At 68.9% G+C, this 24,341-nt stretch carries 28 protein-coding genes; 11 read left to right on the top strand and 17 right to left on the bottom strand.

All coding sequences use genetic code 11. The features are described 5' to 3' along the window. Positions 1-136: 136 nt before the first annotated feature. Both MT490_RS19855 and MT490_RS19860 read right to left on the bottom strand, forming a co-directional pair. Entirely contained in the window at positions 137-418 is a 282-nt protein-coding gene (locus tag MT490_RS19855) for a BrnA antitoxin family protein (RefSeq protein WP_297391507.1), read from the bottom strand. Further along, positions 369-650, bottom strand: a complete 282-nt coding sequence (locus MT490_RS19860) for a BrnT family toxin (RefSeq protein ID WP_297391508.1) — start codon at positions 648-650, stop codon at positions 369-371. The genes MT490_RS19855 and MT490_RS19860 overlap by 50 nt, the downstream gene beginning before the upstream one ends. Positions 651-890: 240 nt before the next feature. Between MT490_RS19860 and MT490_RS19865 the strand changes: the two genes are divergently transcribed. Continuing rightward, on the top strand, positions 891-1,712 hold the full coding sequence (locus tag MT490_RS19865; protein ID WP_297391510.1) for a hypothetical protein: 822 nt from the start codon (positions 891-893) through the stop codon (positions 1,710-1,712). 171 nt (positions 1,713-1,883) lie between these two features. Here MT490_RS19865 and MT490_RS19870 read toward each other — a convergent pair whose 3' ends face one another. After that, positions 1,884-3,365, bottom strand: a complete 1,482-nt coding sequence (locus MT490_RS19870) for a Na+/H+ antiporter NhaC family protein (RefSeq protein WP_297391512.1) — start codon at positions 3,363-3,365, stop codon at positions 1,884-1,886. A 360-nt stretch (positions 3,366-3,725) separates the two neighbouring features. Between MT490_RS19870 and MT490_RS19875 the strand changes: the two genes are divergently transcribed. The 6 genes from MT490_RS19875 (at position 3,726) to MT490_RS19900 (ending at position 8,448) form a co-directional block, all read left to right on the top strand. Beyond that, a complete protein-coding gene (locus tag MT490_RS19875) occupies positions 3,726-4,757 on the top strand; it encodes a hypothetical protein (protein WP_297391514.1) in 1,032 nt (343 codons plus the stop codon). A gap of 59 nt (positions 4,758-4,816) precedes the next feature. Next, on the top strand, positions 4,817-5,347 hold the full coding sequence (locus MT490_RS19880; protein WP_297391516.1) for a superoxide dismutase family protein: 531 nt from the start codon (positions 4,817-4,819) through the stop codon (positions 5,345-5,347). A gap of 375 nt (positions 5,348-5,722) precedes the next feature. Further along, a complete protein-coding gene (locus MT490_RS19885) occupies positions 5,723-5,986 on the top strand; it encodes a hypothetical protein (protein WP_297391518.1) in 264 nt (87 codons plus the stop codon). A 174-nt stretch (positions 5,987-6,160) separates the two neighbouring features. Then, positions 6,161-7,240: a transcriptional regulator gene (locus MT490_RS19890; protein ID WP_297391519.1), complete on the top strand. Its 1,080-nt coding sequence runs from the start codon at positions 6,161-6,163 to the stop codon at positions 7,238-7,240. Positions 7,241-7,403: 163 nt separating this feature from the next. Then, positions 7,404-7,979 (top strand): PAS domain-containing protein, encoded by a 576-nt coding sequence (locus tag MT490_RS19895; RefSeq protein WP_297391521.1) that lies wholly within the window; start codon positions 7,404-7,406, stop codon positions 7,977-7,979. 94 nt (positions 7,980-8,073) lie between these two features. Beyond that, complete coding sequence (locus MT490_RS19900; RefSeq protein ID WP_297391523.1) at positions 8,074-8,448, top strand: endonuclease domain-containing protein; 375 nt, start codon at positions 8,074-8,076, stop codon at positions 8,446-8,448. 88 nt (positions 8,449-8,536) lie between these two features. Here MT490_RS19900 and thpR read toward each other — a convergent pair whose 3' ends face one another. Beyond that, positions 8,537-9,073 (bottom strand): RNA 2',3'-cyclic phosphodiesterase, encoded by a 537-nt coding sequence (gene thpR, locus MT490_RS19905; protein ID WP_297391525.1) that lies wholly within the window; start codon positions 9,071-9,073, stop codon positions 8,537-8,539. A gap of 114 nt (positions 9,074-9,187) precedes the next feature. Here thpR and MT490_RS19910 point away from each other — a divergent pair, with 114 nt between their 5' ends. From MT490_RS19910 to MT490_RS19925, 4 genes are all read left to right on the top strand, one after another. After that, positions 9,188-9,937, top strand: a complete 750-nt coding sequence (locus MT490_RS19910) for a Bax inhibitor-1/YccA family protein (RefSeq protein ID WP_297391526.1) — start codon at positions 9,188-9,190, stop codon at positions 9,935-9,937. Between the two features lie 146 nt (positions 9,938-10,083). Then, positions 10,084-10,437, top strand: a complete 354-nt coding sequence (locus MT490_RS19915) for a hypothetical protein (RefSeq protein WP_297391528.1) — start codon at positions 10,084-10,086, stop codon at positions 10,435-10,437. A gap of 289 nt (positions 10,438-10,726) precedes the next feature. After that, complete coding sequence (locus MT490_RS19920) at positions 10,727-12,889, top strand: EAL domain-containing protein (protein WP_297391530.1); 2,163 nt, start codon at positions 10,727-10,729, stop codon at positions 12,887-12,889. A gap of 4 nt (positions 12,890-12,893) precedes the next feature. After that, positions 12,894-13,601, top strand: coding sequence for a TorF family putative porin (locus MT490_RS19925; RefSeq protein WP_297391531.1), 708 nt, complete (start codon positions 12,894-12,896; stop codon positions 13,599-13,601). 194 nt (positions 13,602-13,795) lie between these two features. On the opposite strand, the gene MT490_RS19930 is transcribed toward MT490_RS19925, so the two are convergent. From MT490_RS19930 to MT490_RS19990, 13 genes are all read right to left on the bottom strand, one after another. Next, positions 13,796-13,945 carry a hypothetical protein gene (locus tag MT490_RS19930; RefSeq protein WP_297391533.1) on the bottom strand — a complete coding sequence of 50 codons (150 nt, stop codon included), beginning with the start codon at positions 13,943-13,945 and terminating at the stop codon, positions 13,796-13,798. A gap of 248 nt (positions 13,946-14,193) precedes the next feature. Continuing rightward, on the bottom strand, positions 14,194-14,409 hold the full coding sequence (locus MT490_RS19935; protein ID WP_297391534.1) for a hypothetical protein: 216 nt from the start codon (positions 14,407-14,409) through the stop codon (positions 14,194-14,196). 71 nt (positions 14,410-14,480) lie between these two features. Next, positions 14,481-15,791 (bottom strand): amidohydrolase, encoded by a 1,311-nt coding sequence (locus MT490_RS19940; RefSeq protein ID WP_297391535.1) that lies wholly within the window; start codon positions 15,789-15,791, stop codon positions 14,481-14,483. A gap of 216 nt (positions 15,792-16,007) precedes the next feature. Continuing rightward, positions 16,008-16,403, bottom strand: a complete 396-nt coding sequence (locus tag MT490_RS19945) for a hypothetical protein (RefSeq protein ID WP_297391537.1) — start codon at positions 16,401-16,403, stop codon at positions 16,008-16,010. Between the two features lie 2 nt (positions 16,404-16,405). Beyond that, the gene (locus MT490_RS19950) at positions 16,406-16,804 is read right to left on the bottom strand and encodes a DUF6491 family protein (RefSeq protein WP_297391539.1); all 399 of its coding nucleotides are present in this window, start codon (positions 16,802-16,804) and stop codon (positions 16,406-16,408) included. 39 nt (positions 16,805-16,843) lie between these two features. Beyond that, on the bottom strand, positions 16,844-17,578 hold the full coding sequence (gene gloB, locus MT490_RS19955; RefSeq protein WP_297391541.1) for a hydroxyacylglutathione hydrolase: 735 nt from the start codon (positions 17,576-17,578) through the stop codon (positions 16,844-16,846). Beyond that, positions 17,578-18,612, bottom strand: coding sequence for a nitronate monooxygenase (locus tag MT490_RS19960; RefSeq protein WP_297391543.1), 1,035 nt, complete (start codon positions 18,610-18,612; stop codon positions 17,578-17,580). The genes gloB and MT490_RS19960 overlap by 1 nt, the downstream gene beginning before the upstream one ends. Continuing rightward, complete coding sequence (locus MT490_RS19965; protein ID WP_297391545.1) at positions 18,609-19,064, bottom strand: VOC family protein; 456 nt, start codon at positions 19,062-19,064, stop codon at positions 18,609-18,611. The genes MT490_RS19960 and MT490_RS19965 overlap by 4 nt, the downstream gene beginning before the upstream one ends. 338 nt (positions 19,065-19,402) lie before the next feature. Beyond that, positions 19,403-20,152 carry a tetratricopeptide repeat protein gene (locus tag MT490_RS19970; protein WP_297391547.1) on the bottom strand — a complete coding sequence of 250 codons (750 nt, stop codon included), beginning with the start codon at positions 20,150-20,152 and terminating at the stop codon, positions 19,403-19,405. Then, positions 20,134-20,871, bottom strand: a complete 738-nt coding sequence (locus MT490_RS19975; protein ID WP_297391549.1) for an alpha/beta hydrolase — start codon at positions 20,869-20,871, stop codon at positions 20,134-20,136. Before MT490_RS19975 ends, MT490_RS19970 begins: the two co-directional genes overlap by 19 nt. Positions 20,872-21,044: 173 nt before the next feature. Then, positions 21,045-22,127: a M48 family metallopeptidase gene (locus tag MT490_RS19980; protein ID WP_297391551.1), complete on the bottom strand. Its 1,083-nt coding sequence runs from the start codon at positions 22,125-22,127 to the stop codon at positions 21,045-21,047. Further along, complete coding sequence (locus MT490_RS19985) at positions 22,111-23,190, bottom strand: YjgN family protein (protein ID WP_297391553.1); 1,080 nt, start codon at positions 23,188-23,190, stop codon at positions 22,111-22,113. The genes MT490_RS19980 and MT490_RS19985 overlap by 17 nt, the downstream gene beginning before the upstream one ends. Before the next feature lie 82 nt (positions 23,191-23,272). Beyond that, complete coding sequence (locus MT490_RS19990; RefSeq protein ID WP_297391554.1) at positions 23,273-24,160, bottom strand: neutral zinc metallopeptidase; 888 nt, start codon at positions 24,158-24,160, stop codon at positions 23,273-23,275. Positions 24,161-24,341: the final 181 nt, after the last annotated feature.

A 24,341-nucleotide genomic window follows, 5' to 3' on the forward strand; every position in this document is an offset into this window, starting at 1 on the left:
TGCGCGCGTCTGCGCGCCTAAAAGATTCGCCAATCGTGCAGCAAAAGGCACCGGCCGGGGCATCGAGCCCCGGCCGGTGCCAACCCACCCCTAACCCCTCCCTTGAAGGGAGGGGGAATTTGAATGTCGATACGACCTAAAGCCCGACCACTTTCCGCAGCGCCGCGTTCACCTGCGTCTGCCAGCCGGGGCCCATCGCGCGCAGCCGCTCGAGCACCTCGCGATCGAGGCGGAGCGATACGAGCTGCTTGGGATTCTCCGATCTGGGCCTGCCGCGGCCGGTGAGGGTGCCGTCGGCGGGGCGGAGGACGCGGTCGTCCTGGCGGATCTCGGCGCGGGCAAAGGCCTCGGTATCCCATTCGGGTGCCTCATCCGGATCGACCCAATTGCGCTTCGTATCGCGCCCTTTCGCGCTCATTGCATTTCCTCATCGAGATGATCTGGCGCGCTTGCCCACGTTCGGTCCAGATCAGCGTCACCAGTCGATCGTCCAGCAGGCCATAGGTCTGCCAGCGCGTCTCGCCATAATCCTGTCGGTCGTCCTGCAGCGTGAGCGTGATGCCGGCGAAGACGCGCGGTGCGTCGGCGAAGTCCAGCCCCCGTTCGGCGAGCGTGCGCTCGCGCTTGGCGGGATCGTACGTGATCTCCATGGCGCATCTTTCCTGACGCGTGGTGGGTCATCGTTACGCTCCCGTGCGGGAAAGAGCGAAGTTACATCGCCGTAATCCGAAGCCGGATCGACGAATTCTTGTAGCTACGAATAATCGACTTGTCAATATTCGTAGCTACGAAAAATACGCACCGGAGCCGTATGTTCCCATTTGGTTCTTTCAATGTAGGAAAACATGCAATAACTGGTTCGACTCTCTGATCCTGAGGGGAGTCGTTTCATGTCCGATCCGTCATCGAAGCATTGGGCGCTGCGGCCCTCGTCCAAGCCGTTCGCGCGCTGGAGCGCCGATACCGACCAGGCCTTCCTGCTCGCGCTGCGGATGACCGGGCGCGTGCGCGATGCCGCCGCGGCGATCGGGCGGTCGCTGTCCTGCGCCTATAAGCGCCGGCGGCGCGACCCCGCTTTCGCGGCGCGCTGGGATGCGGCGGTCGCCGAGCAGCAGGCGGTGTGGATCGCCGAGCAGGGCAAGGCCGCGAAGGCGGTCGCCGAGGAGCCGCTGGGCGACCTCCGGCTGCGCCGCGACGGCTGGACCGAGGCGCGGCGCAAGCTGTTCCTGCGCGTGCTCTCCGAGACCGGTTCGGTGCGCGACGCCTGCGCGCGGGCGCGGATCTCCTCGACCTCGGCCTATCAATTGCGCGGCAAATGCGAGCGCTTCAAGGCCGATTGGGACGCGGCGATCGACACCCAGGCGGTGACGCTCGAGCAGGCGGCGTTCGAGCGCGCGGTGCACGGCTGGGACGAGCCGATCGTGCAGGGCGGGCAGGTGGTCGCCCATCGCCGGCGCTATTCGGACTCGCTGATGCGCACGCTGCTTCGGGGCGGCATGGTGGGCGGCGCGCTGGACGCGCGCAGCGGCAAGCCGTTGGATAAAAAGGCGCTGGAGGCACGGGCCCGGGAGGCGGCCTATGCCGCGGGCGGCATCTTCCACCTGCGTGCGACCCGCGAGGAGACCAATGCGGCGCTGATCAAGGCCATCGCGGCGGCCAAGAAACGGCTGGCGCGCAAGGCGGAGGAGGAAGGCGGCGGCGGGGAGTCTTAGGGTTAGTTTCCAGATTTCCCTTCCCTGCAAGGGAGGGGCTAGGGGTGGGTAGCATCGGGCGAGGCTCGATGCCTCGTCCGATGCTTCTTGCCGGGCGATGAGTCTTTTGGGCGCGCAGACGCGCGCACCCACCCCCTACCCCTCCCTTGCAGGGAGGGGCGTGTTGTCACCTCAGCCCGCGGGCTGCACCGGCGCGGTGGTCCGCAGGATGCGGAAGCCGGTATAGCCGAGCAGCAGGGTGAGCAGCGGGCTGGCGATGTTGAAGAAGCACCAGGGCAGATAGAGCATCGTCGGCACGCCGAGCACCGCGGCCATATAGGCGCCGCACGAATTCCACGGGATCAGCGGCGACGTGACGCTGCCGGCGTCGCACAAGGCGCGTGAGAGGTTGGTGCTGGCGAGGCCGCGCTTGGCGAACTCCTCGCGGAACAGCCGCGCGGGGAGGACGACCGCGACATATTGGTCGCCCGAGATCAGATTGAGCCCGAAGCCGGTGCCGACCACGGTGGCGATCAGGCTGCCGGTGGTGCGCGCGCGGAGCAGCACGGGGGTGATCAGCTTCGAGAGCAGGCCGAACTCGTCGAGCAGGGTGCCGAAGACCAAGGCGGCGAGGATCAGCCAGATCGTGGTGAGCATCGAATCCATGCCCCCGCGCGAGAGCAGGTCGTCGACCATCGGGATGCCCGAATTGGCCTGGTAGCCGTTGGCGAGGGCGCGCCAGCCGCCCTTGAGGAAGGCGACCGGATCGGGGAGCTCGGGCGCGGCGACGAAGCGCAGCACCGCATCGGGCTGGGTGAAGGGGGCGAGCGCGGCGGCGAGGAGCGCCGAGAGCATGATCGCGAGGCTGGGCGGCGTCCTGCGGATCGAGAGGACCACCAGCACGAGGAGCGGGAGCAGGTTGAGCGGAGTGATCCAGAACAGCCCGTCGAGCGCCTTCAGTTCGGCGGCGACGACGTCCGGCGCGACGCCCGCGCTGCGGTCGACCAGGCCCATGACGCCGAACAGGGTGGCGGCGATGACGAGGGCGGGGGCCGAGGTCCAGACCTGCTCGCGGAGATGCGCGTAGATGTCCGAGCCGGTGAGTTGCGCGCCGAGGATCGCGGTCTCGGAGAGCGGCGACATCTTCTCGCCGACATAGCAGCCCGAGATCGCCGCGCCGGCGGTGACGACGGGCGAGACGCCGAGCAGGGTGGCGAGCCCGACCAGCCCGACGCCGATCGTCCCCGCGGTGGTCCAGGAACTGCCGATCCCCATCGAGATCGCCCCGCAGACGAGGATCGTCGCGAGATAGAACCAATTGGGGTGGATGGCGTGGATCCCGTAATAGACGAGCGTCGGGATCGTCCCCGACATGTTCCACGCGCCGATCAGCGCGCCCACCGCGAACAGGATGAAGATCGCGCTGACCACCGACGAGACGCCGTGGCGGCCGGCTTCGGCGATCGCTTCCCATGGATGGCCGTTCTTGAGGATGATGAAGCTGGTGACCATCGCCGCGAGGAGGAGGGCGACCTGGATCGGGCCGTTGATCGCGTCGAGCCCGAACAGCGAGACCGAGCCGAAGATCAGGACGGCGAGGACGACGAGCGGGAAGATCGCGTCGAAATAAGAGGGTTCGCGGATCGATCGGGCCTGCGGGAGTGGATCGGGCACGCTGCCCCCTTTCCGGACGCGGCGGCGGGGCCCGGCCGTCCTGCAGGTCGCGCGACATCCCCGAGCCCGTGTCATGCGGCGCGTATCGCCGCGGCGCAGTAGGGGGATTCCCCGGTTTTGCGATGGGATGCTCGGTAGGGGGATCGATATCCAGGTTTCCCCTCCCTGCAAGGGAGGGGCTAGGGGTGGGTTAGCGGCGGGCGAGGCTCGATGCCTCGTCCGATGCTTCTTGCTGGGCAATGAGTCTTTTTGGGCGCGCAGACGCGCGCACCCACCCCCTACCCCTCCCTTACAGGGAGGGGCGTGTTTGCGGCCCAGTATCGATCCGTTCTACCAAGGCGCGGACGGAAGGAGAGCGGGATGGGGATGCTGGCGCTGGCGCTTGCCGTGGCGGTCCAGGCGGTGCCCGGGGCACCACAGGCCGTGCCCGCGCCGGCGCCGCCGCCGTGCCGGCGCGTGGGGGAGGAGGCGTTCCTCGCGATCGACGCGGAGGCGGCGGCGAGGCTCGCCGAGATCGGGCTCGACCGCGCGGCGATATTCGCGCGGATGGCCGAGACGTCGATCCCCGAGACCATGGGCTGCTGGGCGATGCCGGTGGGCAATTTCGACGGGCAGCTCGTCTCGGTGGGGATGAGCCAGTGGAACTACGGCACCGGGAGCCTCCAGCCGGTGCTGAAGGCGTGGCGCGACGGGTTCCGCTCGCGGGGCAGGTTCAAGCGCGCATTGAAACGGCTGGCGCCGACCTACGGCAAATCGCTCTTCTCGAGGGACTGTCTGAAGGTGCCGGTGCGCGACAAATGCCGCAACGGCATCCTCGCGGCGCACGGGCCCGACGGGAAGCTGAACCCGGTGATGCTCGCCGAGCTCGGTGCGATCTTCGAGAGCGACGCGATGCTCCAGGTACAGACCGACGCCTATGTCGCGCTGTTGCTCGAAGTGCGCGCCGATCTGCTGCGGGTGTTCGCGGGGCAGCCGATCACGATGCGCAAGGTGCGCTGGGCGGTGGACACCAAGGTCCAGCAGGGCTTCTTCCCCGCCGATGAGGATCTGGCGCGGCTGCGGACCAAGCTCGCGGCGATGCCCGAGGCGGAGCGCTGGGACCGGCTGCGCGCGATCTTCGACTGGTACGGGGGGCTGAGCCGGAGCATCGACCAGGACGGGGTGGGGCGCGACTGGGCGTGGAACGTCGCGCAATGGCGCTGCATGATCGACAAGGGCCAGATCGATCCCGAGCAATATGAGATGCTCCATCTGACCTTCCTGAGAAGCCGCACCGCGGTGGGGAATAGCGGGCGTTGGCAGGCGCTGACCTTTTCGCGGCGGGCGAAGATCGTGCTCGGCGTCGGCAGCGTGAGCGGGAAGCGCGACGGGGATTGCGCCGGTATGGGCTGAGGGCCTTGGAACCGGCGCGCGGCGGGTCCATTAGGGGGAACGATCTAGGGAGTGATGCGATGAAGAGCGTGGCGATGGTGGTGGTGGCGGCCGCGGCGGTGCTGGGCGGGTGCGCGACGCCCGAGCAGAATGCGCGCTACATGGCGGGGCATTTCCGCGCGCAGGCGGATATCGCGAACCCGGCGGGCGAGAAGATCGGCACCGCGGTGGCTGAGGAAGTCGACGGCGCGATCCGCGTGATCGTCGAGGCGGGCAATCTGCCCGAGGGCGCGCACGGCACGCACATCCACACCGTCGGCAAGTGCACCCCGCCCGATTTCGCGAGCGCCGGGGCGCATTGGAACCCGACCACGCACCAGCACGGCAAGGAGAATCCGGCGGGCCCGCATGCCGGCGACATGCCCAACCTCAACATCAGCGCGGGCGGGCGCGACCGGACGATCTTCACGCTGCCGGGCGGCACCTTCCAGCAACTGCTCGACCAGGACGGCGCGGCGATCGTGATCCACGCCGACCCCGACGACTACAAGACCGACCCCTCGGGCAATTCGGGCAAGCGGATCGCGTGCGGGGTGTTCCAGGCGATGTGACCCGGCGGCCGGCGGCGCAAGGCTGCGAATGCCGGCTATCCCGTAGGAACTGATGAATTTCCTTCTCCCCTTTTGGCGGGAGGGGGAAGGTTGGCCTATAATAACACACTTACTCACTGGGATTTTCAGGAATCTTGCGATCTTCTGCAGATCACATAGTAGTATCTAAAATATATAGCTGAGTAAGTGATTTAACCGCTGTTGTTGCTATACAGAAGATTCTATGTCGTTTCGTCCACGATTTGGCACGACTCATGGATGAATCTTGCATATTGAGCGACAAATGGTCGCGTGTACCTATTTTGACTTATAGAATGCATGAGGATTAGCTTTATTCATCGCCGGACCTTGGGGGGCAACCTAAGGAGAAACCCGTTGAAAAAGCTACTTGTCTGTTCGCTTCTGGCCGCCGTCGTTCCGGCCATTGCCTCGGCGCAGGAAACGCCGCGGCCCAGCGTCGACGTCCCACGGCCCAGCACTGACGTTCCCCGGCCCAATGTCGACGTTCCCCGGCCCAATACCGATGTCCCCAGGCCCAATGTCGACGTTCCGCGGACCCGGACCGATACCATGCGCATGGGTTCGGAGCGCGGCGCTCCCACCGGCTCGATCCTGCCGAGCCGACCGCGCGGCAACTGAACGGCGGCAGCGTCGAACCTCAAAGGCCCGGGAGCACCCTCCCGGGCCTTCATTGTGCCTGGTCAAATGCCCGCGTTCGGGCCCTCTGCCGACCCGAGGGCGGCCGCTCCGGCGCTTTCCCACTGGCGCGGCGGGCCGGCGGACGGCATGAGCGGTGTCCGAGGTTCCGCGCGCATGACCACCGGCAACTATCGCTTCGAGCGCTTCGTCCTGGACAGCGGCGACCGCCAGCTGCGGCGGGACGACGCGCCGGTCGAGCTCAACAGCCGCTATCTCGACGCGCTGATCCTGCTGGTGCGCGCGCAGGGCAAGCTCGTCTCGAAGGACCGTTTCCTCGACGAGGTATGGCGCGGCGTGCCCGTGACCGACGAGGCGCTCACCCAGTGCATCAAGACGCTGCGCCGGCAGCTGGGCGACGACGCCGCGCGCCCGCGCTTCATCGAGACGGTGCCGAAGCACGGCTATCGCTTCGTCGCGGAGGTCGAGGCGGAGGAGCCCGGCGAGGCCCGCGCCGCGGATCCGGGGGGCCAGGCCGCGCCGGACCGGTGGCGGCCTTTCGTACTGCTGGGCGGCGCGGGGACGGTGGGCGCGGGAGCCGCCGGCGTGCTCGGCGGGCTGTTCTACGGCTTTGCAGGGGCGACCCAGCCGCTCGAGCCCGGGATGGGCGCGACCTCGGTGCTGATGGTGCTGCTCGTCGTGACCATCGTCGTCGCGCTGGCGGGCGGCGCCGGCGTGGCGTTCGGCATCGCAGCCTCGGGTTTCGCCGCCGCGCGGCATTGGGCGTGGAGCGTGATCGGCGGCGCGGCGGGCGGGCTGGTGGTGGGCGCGATCGTCAAACTGCTCGGCCTCGACGGGTTCCGCCTGCTGCTCGGCCAGTCGCCGGGCGACATCACCGGCGCGGGCGAGGGCGCGCTGCTCGGCGGCGCGGTCGGCCTCGGCTGCTGGGTGGCGCTGCGCGGCACCGGGCCGGGATCGCTCAGGCGCGGGGTCGCCGCCGCGGCGCTGGCGGGAGGCGGCGCGGGGATCCTCATCCCGCTGCTCGGCGGGCGGCTGCTGGGCGGCAGCCTCGACATGCTCGCGCGCCACGTCCCCAATTCGCGACTGCGGCTCGATCCGATCGGCAGCCTGTTCGGCGAGCCCGGCTTCGGCCCGATCAGCCAGATCGTCACCGGCGGGATGGAGGGCGCGCTGTTCGGCGGCTGCATCGCCGGCGCGATGATCCTCGCGCGGCGGAATCTCGAAAGCGACGGCTGATCGGGGCCTTCGTCCCACTTTCGAACTGCGGGTATGCGTGGCAGCACTTGTCAGACTTTTGGCGACCCGATAGGGCTAGGGAGCTTTGATGTTGGTCGAGCGTTTGGTGACCATGGCTCGGGGTGCCTAGCGTTCCGGGCTGCCGTGAAAGGCGTCGTCCCTGGTGAATGGTTCCGTTTCCATCGACCCCGAACGACTGATCGACACCGCGGTTGAGGCGGCAAGGCAGGGCGGGGAGACGCTCGCCGAGGCGCTCGCCCGGATCCCCGCGGCCGTCTATCTGACCGACACCGACGGCGTGGTGACGCATTTCAACAGCGCCTGCACCGAGCTCGCCGGGCGCGAACCGCAGGCGCAGCAGGACCGATGGTGCGTGACCTGGCGGCTCTACAGCGAGGACGGCGCGCATCTGCCGCACGATTCCTGCCCGATGGCGGTGGCGATCCGCGAGGAGCGCAAGGTGCGCGGCGTCCATGCGACCGCCGAGCGGCCCGACGGATCGCGCGTCGATTTCGTCCCCTATCCGACGCCGGTGTTCGACGACGAGCAGCGGCTGGTCGGCGCGGTCAACCTGCTGATCGACCGGAGCGACCCGCGCTATCTCGAATTCCTGCGCGGCCAGGTGGTGCGCTGCCGGCGGCTCGCGGCATCGGTCGGCGATGCGCGCACCTCCGAGATCCTGCACGCCATGGCGGCGGATTATGAGGAGCAGGTGCGGCTGGCGATGCAGGTGAATTAGGGGTCGCTTTTGGACGAGGAGGGGTTTCGATCCCGCATAATCCTCCCCCGCAAGGGGGAGGTGGCGCCGAAGGCGACGGAGGGGGCGGACGGCGATGCGTCTCGAAGGTTCCGGAACCGGCCGGCGCAACGCCAAGCGGCTGCGCAAGGAAATGACGCCGCCGGAAATCGGCCTGTGGCTCGCGCTGCGCCGGAACGAGGCGGGCCTGCGCTTTCGCAGGCAACATTCGGTGGGCGACTATGTCCTCGATTTCTATTGCGCGCCCGCAATGCTGGCGATCGAAGTCGATGGCGAAGCGCATGCGCGCGGCGATCGTCCGGCGCGAGATGTGGTTCGTGACGCATGGCTAGCCTCGCAGGGCGTGCGAGTGCTGCGCTATCCGGCAAAGGAGGTGCTGACGAACCTCGAGGGGGTGGTTCGCCAGATCATCGCGATCACGACCGAGCGCCGGGATGAATTCGAGAATTGATCGCTTTCCTCCCCCTCCGTCATGCTTCGCATGCCACCTCCCCCTGGCGGGGGAGGATTGATGATTGCAATCCGGCTTACTGCGCCCCTCACCCCCGCAGCGGATAGCGTTCTATCGCCTCATAGCTCGCGCCTTCGCGGCCGAGGGTGCTTTCGAAGAGCAGGAAGTGATCGAGCGCGAAGGGCGGGCTGGCGAGGCCGGCATGGGTCTCGAGGAAGCGATCGGTGGCGCCGGCCGACGCGTTCATCCGCGCCAGCGTGATATGCGGCAGATAGGCGCGGCCCTCCGGCGGCAGGCCGCAACGGACCAGCGCCTGGTCGACCTTGCGGTGGAGCCCGGCGAGCGCGTCGTGCGGGCGCAGGCCCGCCCAGAGCGCGTTGGGGCGGCCGCGGCTGTCGAACTGGCCGACGCCGTCCAACGCCACTTCGATCGGCGGATAATGCACGTTCGACAGCGCGATCGCGAGATCCTCGGCGATCGGGCGCTCGACTTCGCCGATGAAGCGCAGGGTGATGTGGAGCTGGGCGTCGTCCTGCCAGCGCGCGCCGGTGACGCCCCCCATCAGGCCGAGGAGCTGCGCGCGGATCGGGCGCGGCGGACGGAGGCCGACGAACAGGCGATGCATGACTCGGATTTAACCACGGATCGGGCGCCTCTCCCAACCAGTTTCGCTTGAAAAGGTCCGCTCCAGGAACGATATTCGGCATATCCGGCAAGTCGCCGGGCAAAGGAGTTCACAATGGCGAATTGGTCGGATCCCCGGACTACCACGCCCTATGCGGCGACCGACGCGCGCGCCGAGGCGTATGACGCGGGGCTGCGCGCCTATATGCTGTCGGTCTACAATTACATGCTCTCGGGCGTGCTGCTGACAGGCATCATCGCAATGGTGGTCGGCAATACCAGCCTGATCGAGCTGATCGTGCAGCCGACGGCGCGCGGCTATGCGCCGACCCTGCTCGGCTGGATCGTCACGCTCTCGCCGCTGGCGATCGTGTTCGCGATGAGCTTCGGCCAGAACCGGTTCTCGGAGGGCACGCTCAAGGCGATGTTCTTCGCCTATGCCGGTCTGCTCGGAGCGTCGCTCTCGACGATCTTCCTCGCTTACACCCAGGCCTCGATCGCGACGGTGTTCTTCGCCACCGCGGCGGGCTTCGCCGGGCTGAGCCTCTATGGCTACACCACGAAGCGCGACCTCTCGGCGTTCGGCACCTTCCTGATCATCGGCCTCATCGGCCTGATCGTGGCGTCGATCGTCAACCTGTTCCTGCAGTCGGGCACGATGAGCTTGGTGATCAGCGTGATCGGCGTGCTGATCTTCGCGGGCCTGACCGCCTACGACACGCAGAAGATCAAGAGCATGTACGCCTATGTCGCGGGCACCGACATGATCGGCAAGGTCGTGATCATGGGGGCGCTGAACCTCTATCTCGACTTCATCAACATGTTCCTGTTCCTGCTCCGCCTGTTCGGCAGCTCGCGCGACTGAGCTCCCGCAGGCGCCCAGGCGTCCAGGCAAAGCACGGCCCGGCGGCATCCCCGCCGGGCCGTTTTTGCGTGCGGCCCGTTTTCGCGGGCGGGAACGCGACTCGGGCGATGGTTGTTACATCCTGGCAACGCCCAGGAGAGTGAATCATGGACGCGAACCCGATCGACCCGGCGATGGACAGGCTGTCGACGGCGCCGGGGCCCGAAAGCGACGAGACCGACGCGCGGCGCGCGCCGGCCGCAGCGGCGGACGCCGGCACCGACGAGTCGATCGTCGAGCGGCTCGAGCGCAACCCCGAGAGCAAGGAGGCGCGGCTCGACCGCGCGCTCGACGAATCGATGGACGCCTCGGACCCGCCCGCCTCGACCCAGCCGGTGCACAGCCATTCGCTGCCCGAAAGCTCGGGCTATGACGCGAAGGCCGAGGAAAAGCTCGCCGCGGGACCCGCGGAGACCAAGGGCATCCTCGGCAAGGTGCTGCACAAGCTGGGGCTCGATTAGGGGGCGACCGCGGGAAACCCACCCGTCATCCCCGCTTTCGCGGGGATGACGAGTAGTTTTGTTGGCGGTCGACCGACCAGATATCTGCGCATCCGTGCAGGTCCCCTAAGTAGAATCCCTGCGTTAAGCACGAGAAACGCGAGCCGAAAAGCCGGACACGCCAACCTGCGCTCTATGATGTTGGAAGCGCGCCGCTTTTCCCCGTCAGCGCCAGGCGGCAGCCTTGCGGGAGAAAGTCGCGGCGCGCGGAAGGAGCGCGGGGGTGGTCGGGTCGAGGCCTGGAGGTCTGTTGCTGAAAGCGGTGATCCTGCCGACCGCGGGAGCATTGCTCGTGCTCGCATTGATGGTCGGCGCGGTGCTCCACTTCGCGACCGAGGGCTCCGACAGGGCCGCGGCGCAGCGCCAGGCGCGGCTCGCCGAGACGGGGCTGCAGGCCGCGATCGCCGGCGTCCGCAAGGACCAGGAAGCATCGACCTATTGGGACGACGCCGTCCGCCGCGCGCACGAGCGGCCGCTCGACTTCGACTGGATCGACCAGAATCTCGGAATCTGGTTCCACAGCTATTACAAGCATGACGAGACCTATCTGCTCGATGCGCAGGCACGCCCGATCTATGCGATGCGCGACGGCCGGCGCGTCGAGCCCGGGCAGTTCGCCGGGGTCGCGCGGCGCGTGCTGCCGCTGGCGGGCCAGTTGCGGCGGCAGTTGCTGCGCGGCGACCTGCGCCCGGCGAGCCCCACCGAGCAGACCCCCGGCGCCGCGACCGTGGCGATGGTCCGCGGCCATCCCGCGATCGTCAGCGTCAAGGCCCTGCTCTCCGAGACCGGCGACATCGCGCAGGCGCCGGGCTCCGAATATCTCCATGTCAGCCTGCGCTATCTCGACGGCAATTTCCTGGCCGACCTCGAGACCAAATACGGGATCGAGGGCGCGCGCTTCGTTTCCCATCCCGGCGCGCGGGCGGCGGTCCCGCTGCGCGACGCGCGGGGCGCGGCGATCGGCTATATCGAATGGCAGGCCTTCCGGCCCGGCCATGCGGTGCAGCAGCGCATGGCGATCGTGCTGCTCGCCGCGCTGGCGCTGGTCGGCGCGGTGCTGGCCTGGCTGCTCAACCGCAATCTGCGCGGCCGGCTCGAGCTCGAGACCAGCCGCGCGCAGGCGCAGCACCTCGCCTTCCACGACGCGCTGACCGGGCTGCCCAACCGCGCGCTCTTCAACGACCGGCTCGACCATGCGCTGGTGCGCGCGCGCCGCGGCGAGGGTGTGGCGCTGCTGCTGCTCGACCTCGATCGCTTCAAGTACGTCAACGACACGTTCGGGCACCAGGCGGGCGACGCGCTGATCCGCGAGTTCGGCAGCCGGCTGACCGCGCTGATGCGTGAGGAGGATACGATCGCGCGGCTGGGCGGCGACGAATTCGCGATCCTGCTGCCGGACATGACCGACGCGGCGGCGATCGACCGGCTGTGCGCGCGCATCCTCACCGCGGTCCATGTGCCGTTCGAGGTGCTCGGCAACCAGGCGTTCGTGGGGGTTAGCATCGGCGTGGTCTGCGCGCCCGAGGGCGGCGGCGACCGCGTCGACCTGATGCGCAAGGCCGATATCGCATTGTACAGCGCCAAGGCCGAGGGCCGCGACTGCCACCGCCATTTCCATGTCTCGATGGACGTGACGGTCAAGCTGCGCGGGACGATCGAGGAGGATCTGCGCGCCGCGCTGGCGAGCGGCGAGGGGCTCGAGCTGCACTATCAGCCTTTGGTCGGCGTCGAAGGGGCGATGGTCGGCGTCGAGGCGCTGATGCGCTGGACGCATGCCGAGCACGGGCCGCTGCCGCCCGCGCAGGTGATCCCGATCGCCGAGGAGACCGGGCTGATCATCCCGCTGGGCGAATGGGTGCTGCGCGAGGCCTGCGCGGCGGCGATACGCTGGCCCGGGCTGTTCGTGGCGCTCAACCTCTCGCCGGTCCAGTTCCGCACCACGGGCTTCGTCGAGCGCGCGCTCGAGATCATCCGGGAGTCGGGCGTGCGCCCCGAGCAGCTCGAGCTCGAAGTGACCGAGGGCGTGCTGATCGACGACCATGAACTGGTCCGCGCGGGACTCGCCCGGCTGCGCGCGGCGGGCCTCCGAATCGCGCTCGACGATTTCGGCACGGGCTATTCGTCGCTCAGCTATCTCAGGAAGTTCGAGGTCGACAAGATCAAGATCGACCGCAGCTTCGTCCAGCATCTGGGGCATACGGTCGATTCGGCCGCGATCATCCACGCGGTGGTGACCCTGGGGCATGCGATGGGGCTGACGGTCACCGCCGAGGGCGTCGAGACCGGCGACCAGCAGCGCTTCCTCAAGCTCGCCGGCTGCAACCAGATGCAGGGCTATCTCTTCTCGCGGCCGGTGCCCGCGGAGCAGGTCGCGGCCCTGCTCGCACGGCGCGGCGCGCTGCGCGCTGCCTGAGGCGATGCGGGTCCGCTTCCTCCTCGTCGCCGCGGGCCTGCTCGCGGCGACGCCCGCCGCGGCGCAGGTGGACGTGTCGGGCGAGGCCGAGGCGGTCTCGGACTATCGCTATCGCGGGCTGTCGCTTTCGGACGGGCATCCGGCGCTCCAGGCCAGCGTCGAGGCCGAAGTCGCGGGCTTATATCTGGGCGGCTTCGGCTCGTGGGTGCCGCATGGCGGCGGATCGACTGGGCTCGAGCTCGATGCGACTGCGGGCTATCGCGTGGCGTTGGACGCCCAGCTGACGCTCGACGGCGGGGTCACCTATTATCTTTATCCGCGGGCGCGGGACTGCGACTATGCCGAGGCGATTGCGGCGCTCGGCTGGGAGCGCGGCGATACCAATGCGCGGGCGGGACTGGCTTATGCGCCGCGCCAGCCGACCCTGGTCGACGCGGACGGCGCGCGGGGCGACAATCTCTACGGCTTCGCCGCATTCGAACAGGCGATCGCAGGGACGCCGCTGAGCTTAACCCTCGAAGGCGGCTATGAGTCCGGCGTGTTCGACGGGGCGGCGCGCGGCGGCAAGCTCGACTGGCGCGCGGGAGTCACGGTGTCGCGGGGCAGGCTCTACGCGTCGGCCGGCTATGTCGGGGTGCTGCGGCCCCGGGCGGTGGAAGGCGAGCGCCGGGCCGAGCACGGGCTGGTGTTCGCGTTGGGGCGGCGTTTTTAGGGCGTATCGACATTCGGATTCCCCTCCCTGCAAGGGAGGGGCAAGGGGTGGGTAAGAAAAGGTCGGGCTCGATGCCCGGCCTTTTCTTTTAGTCCGAGCAGCTCGATGGGCTCGCTTCGCTCGCACCCACCCCCAACCCCTCCCTTGCAGGGAGGGGAGTCTCTATTGATGAATGTCGATACGGCCTAGAAACCCTAACGCGAGCCCGACATACCCTCCGCGATCAGCCGCTCATAGCGTTCGGCCATGACGAGATGCGCGTGGCGCGCGGCCGGGTGTTGCTGGCGCAGCGCCGCCTCGCGCTCGCGCCGGGCACGGAGTTGGAAATAGATCGAATCGGACATTGCGAAATCCCCCATCGCGGAAATGAGGGTGCCACAAAGTACAGATCTTTCAAGTGGATAGTGATTCGCAACAAGTGTGGTTCTCGCCGATATCTTATCCTCCCCCGCCAGGGGGAGGTGTCAGCCATAGGCTGACGGAGGGGGAGGTAAGCGACCCACTGGCCGTCGTGCTTCCTCCCCCTCCGTCATGCTGCGCATGCCACCTCCCCCTGGCGGGGGAGGATTAAGGGGCTGAATGTCGGATCGACTTAATGGCGATTAACCGAAGGCATCAGATTGGGCACTGCCTCGCCGTTGAGGCCGGCGCGCAGGCCAGCGGCCGCGTCCGCCTCGTCGATGGCGCGCAGCAGATCTTCGAACTTGCTATCGTCCGACACGGGAAAGCAGCGCTTGAAACCGCTTCCCAGTCGTTCGAGGTCACGATCGGTAAGCAGCCCGACCGCGACGATATGCTCCTGCGCCAATGCCCAAACTCCGGCGAACTCTGGAGGCATTAACGAGGGTTAAGCCGATTTGTGCCAACGGCCTGTCGATTTTAGCGTTTCAATATGTCGAGCGCGGCGGCGGTCATCGCTTCGGTGGCGGTGCCGATCACCGCTTCGGCCTCGGGCGCCCAGAAGGGGCTGTGGAGCGAGGGCAAATTGCCCTGGCCCGCCTGGGCGGCGTCCCATTTGGCCTTGGGCACGCCGCCGACCCAGAAGATCATGCTCTGGATCGACTTGTCGGCGAGGTAGAAGCGGCCGAAATCCTCGCCGCCCATCACCGCGGGCGTCTCGACGACGCGGTCCTTGCCGAAGCGCGTGGTCCACAGCGCCTGGAGGCGGCCGGTGAGCGGCTCGGTGTTGAAGGTCGAGGGCGTGCCTTCGTTGCGGACGGTGACCACCGGCATGCGGTCCTCCGGAATGCCCGCGGCGATCGCCTCGCCCCGGGCGATGCGGGCGATGCCGTCGAGCAGCGTCTTGCGCACCTCGGGCGTGTAGCTGCGCACGGTGAGCAGCATCGACACTTCCTTGCCGATGATGTTGTGCGTCGAGCCGCCATGGATCGCGCCGACGGTGACCACCGCGGGATCCTGCGGGTCGACTTCGCGGCTCACCAGGGTCTGGAGCGTGGTGACGATCCGCGCGGCGAGGACGATCGGATCGCGCGTGGTGTTGGGATAGGCGCCATGGCCGCCGACGCCCGAGACCTTGATGTCGACCGAGTCGACATTGGCGAGCGCATAGCCCGAGCGCACGCCGATCGTGCCGGCGGGGAGCGAGGCGGCGTCGTGGAAGGCGAGCGCGAACTGGGGCCTGGGGAAGCGGGTGAACAGCCCGTCCTCGAGCATCATCCGCGCGCCCATGCCGCGTTCCTCGGCGGGCTGGGCGATCATCACCAGCGTGCCCTTCCAGCGGCCCTTCATCGCGGCGAGGTTGTGGAGCGTGCCGATCCACGAGGCCATGTGCGTGTCGTGGCCGCAGGCGTGCATCACGCCGGTTTCCTGGCCCTCGTCGGTGGTGGCGCGGACCTTGGAGGCGAAGGGGAGGCCGGTATCCTCGGTGACCGGGAGGCCGTCCATGTCGGCGCGGATCAGCAGGACCGGGCCGGGGCCGTTCTCGAGCACCGCGACCACGCCGGTGCCGCCGACCTTCTCGGTGACGGCGAAGCCCGCCTTGCGCGCCTCGGCGGCGAGCTTGGCCGCGGTCTGGACCTCGTGGAGGCTGAGCTCGGGATTGGCGTGGAAATCGCGGTAGAAATCCATCAGCTGGGGGAGCGCCCGCTGGGTCGCATCGCGGACGGGGTCGGCGGCGAGGGCGGGGGAGGCGAGGGTCATGGCGAGGGCTGCCGTGAGGAGGGTGCGCATCGCGGGAGGCTAGCAGGGACTTCAAGTCGTATCGACATACAAATCCTCCCCCGCCAGGGGGAGGTGGCGCCGAAGGCGACGGAGGGGGAGGTAAGCAGCCTACTCTCCAATGGAGCGCAGGGAGTCCGCCCCCTCCGTCACGCTACGCGTGCCACCTCCCCCTGGCGGGGGAGGATTGAAAACTCTCGCTAGCCTGAGGGTCGATGGGCGCGCCTGTCACTTCTTCACATAGGGCGTGAACCGCCCGAACCGGCAGCGCAGCCCCGGGATGCGGCTCCCCGGGTCAACCGGGCGGAACATGTCGTTCCGGCAGATCTGCGATCCGTGCAGTTCGGCCACGATGATCGAGAAGCGATCGAGCGACGGGCAACTGCTCGGCAGGTCGTTGCGCCACACCCGGCCGCCCTCGCGATAGAGGAGCGTGTTCGCGTCGATGACCTGCGGCCCGCCGAGTCCCGTGGTGGAGACGCAGTCCTGCGGCTTCCCCGCGACCCGCCCCTCGAGTGCCTCGGCCAGGTCGCGCTGCGCCTGGGCCTGCCGCGACTCCTGCAGCGCGGCATTGCCGGTGCATCCGGCGAGCGCAAAAGCGCCCAGCAAGATCGCCAATCGCATCTCTATCTCCCGTTCTGGCGCGTATAGGGTGTGAACCTGCCCAACGAGCAGCTTCCCGAAAGGAACCCGCCCGTCGGCGAGCGCGTCTGGATGATGTCGCGGTCGCAGACCTGGCTGCCGAAGCTCCGCGTCACGACGATGTCGCCGCGGCGCAGCCCCGCGCAACTGCCGACCACATCGTTGCGCCAAAGGCGGTTGCGCCCGGCGACGTAGAGGATCGTGCCCTCGAAGGTGCGGATCTGGTTGAACTGGTCGCGGCGCAGGCAGCGCACGGGTTCGCCGGGGGTGAGCCCGGCGAGCGCCTTCTCCAGCCGCGCCCGGTCACGCGCGTCGGACTGCTCGGTGGCGGTGGTGGTGCAGCCGGCGAGCAGAAGCAAGGCGGGGACGGCGACGCGGATCATCGAATACTCCTCAATGCCTTGCCGCGCATTCTACACGTTTCACCCGCGAAATGCATCCTTGGCGGCGCGGCGATCGGCGAGGATCTCGACGCTGGCGGCGCGGAGGAAGGGGTTGGTCGCCCGTTCGAGCGCGATCGTCGTCGGCACTGTCGCCTCGCCCGCCGCGCGGGCGCGGTCCACCTCGGCCATCCGGTCGCGGATCGCCGCGTTCTCCGGCTCGGCGACCAATGCGTAGCGGCCGTTCGACTGGGTATATTCGTGGGCGCAATAGACCCGCGTCTCGGGCGGCAGTGCGCCCAGCCGGCGCATGTTGGCGAACATCTGCGCCGGCGTGCCCTCGAACAGCCGCCCGCAGCCCATCGCGAACAGCGTGTCGCCGACGAACACCGTGCCGTCGCCGGCGAAGTGATAGGCGATGTGCCCCGCGGTATGTGCGGGGACCTCCAGCACGGTCGCGACATGATCGCCCAGCCGCACTTCGTCGCCTTCGCCCACCAGCCGGTCCGCGGTGGGGATCTTCGCCGCCTCGGCCGCGGGGGCGATCACCGTGCAGCCGGTCGCGGCCTTGATCGCGGCGTTGCCACCGGTGTGGTCGGGGTGCCAGTGGGTGTTCCAGATCGCGGAGATCCGCCACCCGCGCCGCTCCGCCTCGGCGAGCACGGGATCGGCCTGGGCGGGATCGACCACCATCGTCTCGCCCGAGGCGGCGTCGTGCACCAGCCAGATATAATTGTCGCTCAGCGCCGGTATCCGGACGATCTCGAGCTCGGCCATCAGTCCTTCTCCTGTCCCAGCGTGCGCGTCAGCACCTCAGCCCCCATGCCGCGCACCCGCGCCGCGCCTGCGCCCGCCCAGAGCGGCGAATAGTCGCCGCGCCCGTCCGCCTCGGCCCTGGCGCGGAGCGGCGCGAGCGCGTTCGAGGCATAGGGGAAGGGCGGCGCCTTGTCGCTGATCGGCCCGAGCGCGCGCATCAGCCGGTTGCGGATGCCGCGCGCCTCGCGGCCCGAGAGCAGGTTGGTGAAGGCGGCGTCCGCCGCCGCGGGCGTGCCGAGCAGCGCGCGGTGCGGCGCCGAGACGGCGCTCTCGGGCGTGGCGAGATAGGCGGTTCCTACCTGCACTGCGGCCGCGCCTGCGTCGAGCGCGCGCGTCACATCCTCTGTATCGACGATCCCGCCCGCGGCGATCACCGGCACGTCCACCGCCGTCCCGACCGCGCGGAGCAGGTCGGCGAGCGGCATCGGCCGGTGGCGATCGAGGAACCAGCCGGCATGGCCGCCTGCCTCTTCGCCCTGCACGATGATCGCGTCGCACCCGCGTGCCGCGAGCCAGCGCGCCTCCTCGGGCGTCGTCGCATTGCCGAAGACCTTCGCGACCGCCTTCACCCGCGCCAGCAGCGCCGGCTCGGGCAGGCCGAAATGGAAGCTCACCACTTCGGGCCGCACCTCCTCGACCACCGCACACATCGCCGCGTCGAACGGCCGGCGGAGCGGCGGCGGGTCGCCCGGTGCCACGCCTTCCTCGGCATAATAGGGCGCGAGCAGGGCCCGCCAGGCGCGCTCGTCGGGCGGGGGCGGCAGCGTGTGGCAGAAGAAATTGAGGTTGAGCGGCCCCTTCGCCGCGGCGCGGACTTCGGCAGCCTGCGCGCGCACCTGCTCGGCCGAAAGCAGCGCGCAGGGCAGCGATCCCAATGCGCCGCCGCGGATCGCCGCGACCGCCAGCGCGACGCCGCCCGCGCCTGCCATCGGCGCCTGCACGATCGGGACGGCGGCGCCGGTCAGTTCGAGGAAGCGGGCGGTCGCGGGGCTCACCAGCTGCCGGTGTTCGGCATCGATGCCCAGGGCTCGGCCGGGGCGAGGCTCTCGCCTGCCTGGAGCAGCTCGATCGAGATGTTGTCGGGGGTGCGCACGAACGCCATGTGGCCGTCGCGCGGCGGGCGGTTGATCGTCACGCCGCCGTCCATCAGCCGCTGGCAGGTCGCGTAGATATCGTCGACGCGATAGGCGAGGTGCCCGAAATTGCGTCCGCCGCCATATTCCTCGGGCGCGCTGCCGTCCTCGGCCGGCCAGTTATAGGTGAGCTCGACTTCGGCATTGGCGCGCTTGCCGGGGCCGTTCGAATCCCCGGGCGCGGCGAGGAAGATCAGCGTGAAGCGCCCCTTCTCGCTCTCCATCCGCCGTACTTCCTCCAGGCCCAGCAGCGCGAAGAACCGCACCGTCGCCTCCGGATCGGTGACGCGGATCATGGTGTGGAGATAGTGCATGGCGGGCGTCCTGTGACTGTTCGCTCGCGAGATAGGGTTTCCATTCCGCTCCCTGCAAGGGAGGGGTTAGGTCGTATCGACATACAAATCCTCCCCCGCCAGGGGGAGGTGGCGCCGAAGGCGTCGGAGGGGGAGGTAGGCGACCCACTGGCCGAAGTGATTCCTCCCCCTCCGTCACGCTGCGCGTGCCACCTCCCCCGGGCGGGGGAGGATTGAAAGGCCTCGCTCGCCTGTATGTCGATACAACCTAGGGGCGCCCTTCGCGTCGGCCGGAGGAGGCTCGCTGCGCTCGCCACCCACCCCCAGCCCCTCCCTTGCAGGGAGGGGAGCAGGTAGGATTACTTCTCCGCCGCTCCGAACTGCGCGAGCGCCTTGCGCGCCGATTCCGCCGCGGGGCTGCCCGGCGCCAGCTCGATCACGCGGCCCCAGGCCGTCCGTGCGCCCGCTTCGTCGCCGTCCGTCGCGGCGATGTTGCCCGCTTCGAGCTGGACCTGCGGATCGTCGGCCGCGCGGCGCAGCGCCTCGGCGATGTCGGTCCTGGCGCGCGCCAGGTCGCCCTGCCGCCGCGCCAGGGTCGCCGAGAGCAGCCAGGCGAGCGGATCGGCTTTGGCATCGGCCAGCGCGCGATCGAGGTCGCCGCGCGCGCCCTCCATGTCGCCCGCCGCGACCAATATGCGTGCCCGGTCGAGCCGCGCCTCGCCCAGCGCCAGCCCGGTGAGGTGCCCGCTCGCCAGCGCCGCGTCGAGCGCCGCGCGCGCCTTGACCGGCTCGCCCGCCGCCAGCCAGGCATTGCCCGCCTGCGCCCAGTAATTGGCCGATCGCACGTCGTGCGCGCTTTCCGCCTCGCGCGCCGCTTCCTCGAACGCCGCCGCCGCCGAGGGCCAGCGCTTCTGGTTGGCATAAGCGACGCCCAGGCATTGCCGCGCGAGCATCCCGCCGCCTTCGACGCGCCATTTCGACGCCGCGGTCACGCCCTGCGAGGGATCGCCGGTCGCGAGGTCCATGCACTCGGCGTAGCGCGGCGGCTCCTGCCCCGGCGGGGGCGCCGCGGCGGTCGCGGCCTGAAGACTCAGGAGGAAGAAGAGCATAGGGATGAAACGTCCTCGACTGCCCGGAGGATCAGCGCGATGTCGGATTCGCGCGAGAGCCGGTGATCGCCGTCCTTGACCAGCAATGTCTGCACCGCGTCTGAACGGATCAGCCCGGCGAGCATCGGGGCGCGCTCCCAGGGCACCTCGGGGTCGCGCTGGCCCTGGAGCAGCCGCACCGGCCCGTCGAAGGGGATCGGGCCGGTCATCACCTTGTTGGCCTCGCCCGAGGTCCAGAAGCCGCGCGTGGTGATCGTCGGCCGGTCGCCATAGTCGTTGGGCTGTGCGATCCGTCCGTGCGCGAGGATCGCCGCCTTCTCCGCTGCGCTGTAGGCCCAGTCGGTGAAGTCGGGGGCCGCGGCGATGCCGACCAGCCCCTTGACCAGTTCGGGTCGCGCCATCGCGACCAGGAGCATGATCCAGCCGCCCATCGACGAGCCGACCAACACCACCGGCCCCGCGACCATGGTGTCGATCACCCGCAGCGCATCGTCGCGCCACGAGGCGAGCGTCTGGTCCTCGAACGCGCCTTCGCTCTCGCCGCAGCCGGCATAGTCGAAGCGCAGGAACGCCTGGCCGCGCGCCTGGGCCCATGCCTCGATCGCCAGCGCCTTGGTGCCGTTCATGTCGGAGGCGTAGCCGCACAGGAAGACGATCGTGGGGCCGGTTCCGGGGCTGTGGTGGAAGGCGAGGCGGGGAGGCTCGGACGCGTCGGTCATGTCCGTGTGATTAGGAGCGGCGCGGAATTCCCGCAACGGCGCCGGCCAGCTTCCTCGGAGGTGTCGCCGAAGGCGACGGAGGGGGAGGACGGCGACTCACTATCGGCGTGATTCCGCCCCCTCCGTCATGCTTCGCATGCCACCTCCCCCTGGCGGGGGAGGATTTACGGCGCTCAGAACCCCAGCCGGCTGCCTTTCCACTTACCCGATCCATTGCCGCAAATCTCGCGCAGGGCCTTCCACTGCGCCGCGTCGAGCGCGGGGGTGTAGGCGGTCTTGCCCGCGCTCGCGCCGAAGCGCTGCTCGCGCTCGGACGACATCGGATGGCTCGCCATATAGCCGAGCAGGGCGCCCGCGCCCTCGATCTTGATCTCGCTCTTCGACAGCCGCTGGAAGAAGACCGCGGTCGGCTTGGGCGACACCTGCGCGCGCGCCAGCGCGTCGATCGCGAAGCCGTCCGCACGCGATTCGGCGCCGCGCGAATAGCTCGCCGAGAGCAGGGCGTTGGTATAGCCGCCGACATTGCCGTCGAGCCCGCCCAGCACCACGCTCAACCCCAATTGACGCACCAGGGATTCGAGCACGTCGCGATTCTCGACATGGCCGAGCTCGTGCGCGAGCACCCCTGCGACTTCGTCGGGCGAGGAAGCCTGGCGCAGCAGCCCGCTGAACAGCACGACATGCCCGCCGGGCAGGGTCACGGCGTTGACCATCGGCACGTCGACCACGCGCAGGTCGACATCGTCCTTCATCCCCATCCGCGTCGCCAGGCTCTTCAGCGCCGCATTGCCCGCCGGCGCGTTGCACGCCCGCTCGCCGAAATCGCCGACCATCAGCGATCCCATCCGCGCCTCGACCGAGCGCGGGATCATCCGCGCGATCATCGCCGGAGTGGTGGCGAGCACGAACAGTGCCACCGCGGAGATTCCGGTGAAGGCGATCGCCGCGGGCCACAGCCCGATCCGGTCGATCACCCCGCCATAGCGCCGCACGCCGGGCAGCCGCGCCGCGATCACCGCGGGCGGCTCCTCGGCCAGGGTGACGCGCCAGCCGGGGCGTTGCCGGTGGCCGAAGCGCGGGCCGCCGTCGATCACGCCCTGCGCGACCAGGTCCTCGAACGTATAGGGCCCGTCCTCGCGCTCGCCGTCGACCAGCGCGAAGCCCTGGCCGGCGAGCGTCATCAGCGGCTCGCGGCGGATCCCGCTGGTGCCGTCATAATGCCAGACGCGGACGGAGGCGTCAGAAGGCGCCGACATCGAACGCGTCCAGCAGCCCCTCGCCCTGCCGCGGCGCGCGCGTCGTGGACTGGGTGAAGTCGTCGAGGTTCAGCGTGCCATAGGCCTGCATGTGGCGCACGAAGAACGCCCAGTTGCGATAGCCGAGGAAGAGCGCGCCGATCCCCAGCGTGCCCACCACGAGGAGGAAGTTGACGATGAACAGCGCCAGCCAGTCCTTGGTCCGCGCGCTGAACTCGAAGTCGAGCCCGCCGAGCGAGAGGTTGCTCACCACCTCGCGGAAATAGGCGGCGTAGAAGACCAAGGCGATCAGCCCGAGCACGACGAAGAAGGCGATATAGCCGAGCACGGCTCCGACGATCACCGCCACCTGGATATCCTCGGGCGAACTGCCCGCCGAGCGGTCGAACGAGGCGAAGACGAACGCGATGCCGATGAGCGCCACGATCGGCACCAGATAGGAGAGCAGATAGCGCCCCATCAGCGATCCGGTGACGCTCGCATGCGATTCGAATTCGTGCGGGCCGAAGCTCATCCGGTTCCAGCGCTCGTTCCACAGATTGACCATCGCCCAGGGCACCATCAGGCCGAGCGCGAGCGAGCCGACGATCGTCTTCCACAGATGGGAAAAGCCGTAGCCGAAGCCCTGGTCGTCGCTGCCGCCGCGGATGCCGTGCCAATAGGTACGGCTGAGCCGGTAGCGCATCGCGCGATAGACCGCGAAGCCGATCAGATAGAGAAAGCCCAGGTAGAAGACGAGGAAGAGCAGCCCGGCCAGCCCGTCCTGGCCGCGGATCGCCAGCGCCTGGATCGCGAACTGGATCAATCCGAGCGGCAGCAGGAACAGGAAGAATGCCGCGAGATAGCCGATGAACAGTTCGAGCCCGGTGCCGGTCCATTCGAGCCGGTCGTCGATGAAGCGCGTACGGCTCCACAGATAGCGCCGCTCGCGCGTCTTCGCCCAGAAGGTGTAGACCCCCAGCGTGACGATCGACAGCAGCAGGTTGGTGAAGGCGATCGGCGCGAATTCGCGCCAGTTGCCGTCGAACTCGAACGCGCGGGCGCTCGTGGTTTCCTGATCCATGTGAAGTCCCCCTTGCCGGAAATGGAGCCGGGCCGGAGGATTTCGTCAAGGCGCTATTTGTGTGGGTTATCCTCCATCTATCTCAAATCCGGGCATTGAAGGTGTCGCACGCGGCCGGATCGCCGGTCTCGAGCCCGCGCTGCAGCCACTGCTTGCGCTGCGCAGAGGTGCCGTGGGTGAAGCTGTCGGGCACCACTTCGCCCTGGCCGCGGCGCTGGAGCGTATCGTCGCCGATCGCGTTGGCGGCGGTCATGCCTTCCTCGATGTCGCCCGGCTCGAGCCGGCCGCTGCGCTTGGCCCAGACGCCGGCATAGCAGTCCGCCTGGAGCTCGAGCAGCACCGACAGCCGGTTGCCCTCGGCGCGCGACGCGCGGCCCTGCGCCTGGCTGACCCGCGTGGAGGTCCCCTCCAGGTTCTGGATGTGGTGGCCCACCTCGTGCCCGACGACATAGGCGCGCGCGAAATCGCCCCGCGCGCCGAACTGGCGGTCGAGCTCCTGGAAGAAGCCGGTGTCGAGGAACACGCCCTGGTCGCCCGGGCAGTAGAAGGGGCCGACCGCCGAAGAGGCCTGGCCGCAGGCCGACTGGACGGCGTTCTGGAAGAAGTTGATCGTCGCGGGCTTGTAACGCTGGCCGTGCTCGGCGAACACTTCGCTCCACACCTGCTCGGTGCTCGTCATCACGCGGCAGGCGAACAGTTCGTCCGCGGTGTCGCAGGCTTTGGCCGCACCCTGCGTCTGGCCCTGGCGCTGCCCGGTCTGGGTGCCGCCCGAGCCGCCGAGCAGCCCACCGCCGCCCGACATCGCGAAATAGACGAGCGCGACCACGCCGAGCAGCGCGATCCCGCCACAGCCCAGCCCGCGCCCGAGCAGCAGCGGCAGGAAGCCCAGCAGCCCGAAGCCGCCGCCTCCACCCCCGCCCGACCCCCAGTCGCGCGCATTGTCGGTGGGGTCGAGATCGTCGAGCCGCATAGGAATCCCTTCGTAATTCGGTCCCCCCGACAATGCCCCAGCAGGCCAAGCGTTGCACAGCGATAAATCCTCCCCCGCCAGGGGGAGGTGTCAGCCGCAGGCTGACGGAGGGGGAGGACGGCGACTCACTATCGGCGTGATTCCTCCCCCTCCGTCGCCTTCGGCGCCACCTCCCCCTGGC

This window comes from Sphingomonas sp. (assembly GCF_026460985.1).
Taxonomy (GTDB): domain Bacteria; phylum Pseudomonadota; class Alphaproteobacteria; order Sphingomonadales; family Sphingomonadaceae; genus Sphingomonas.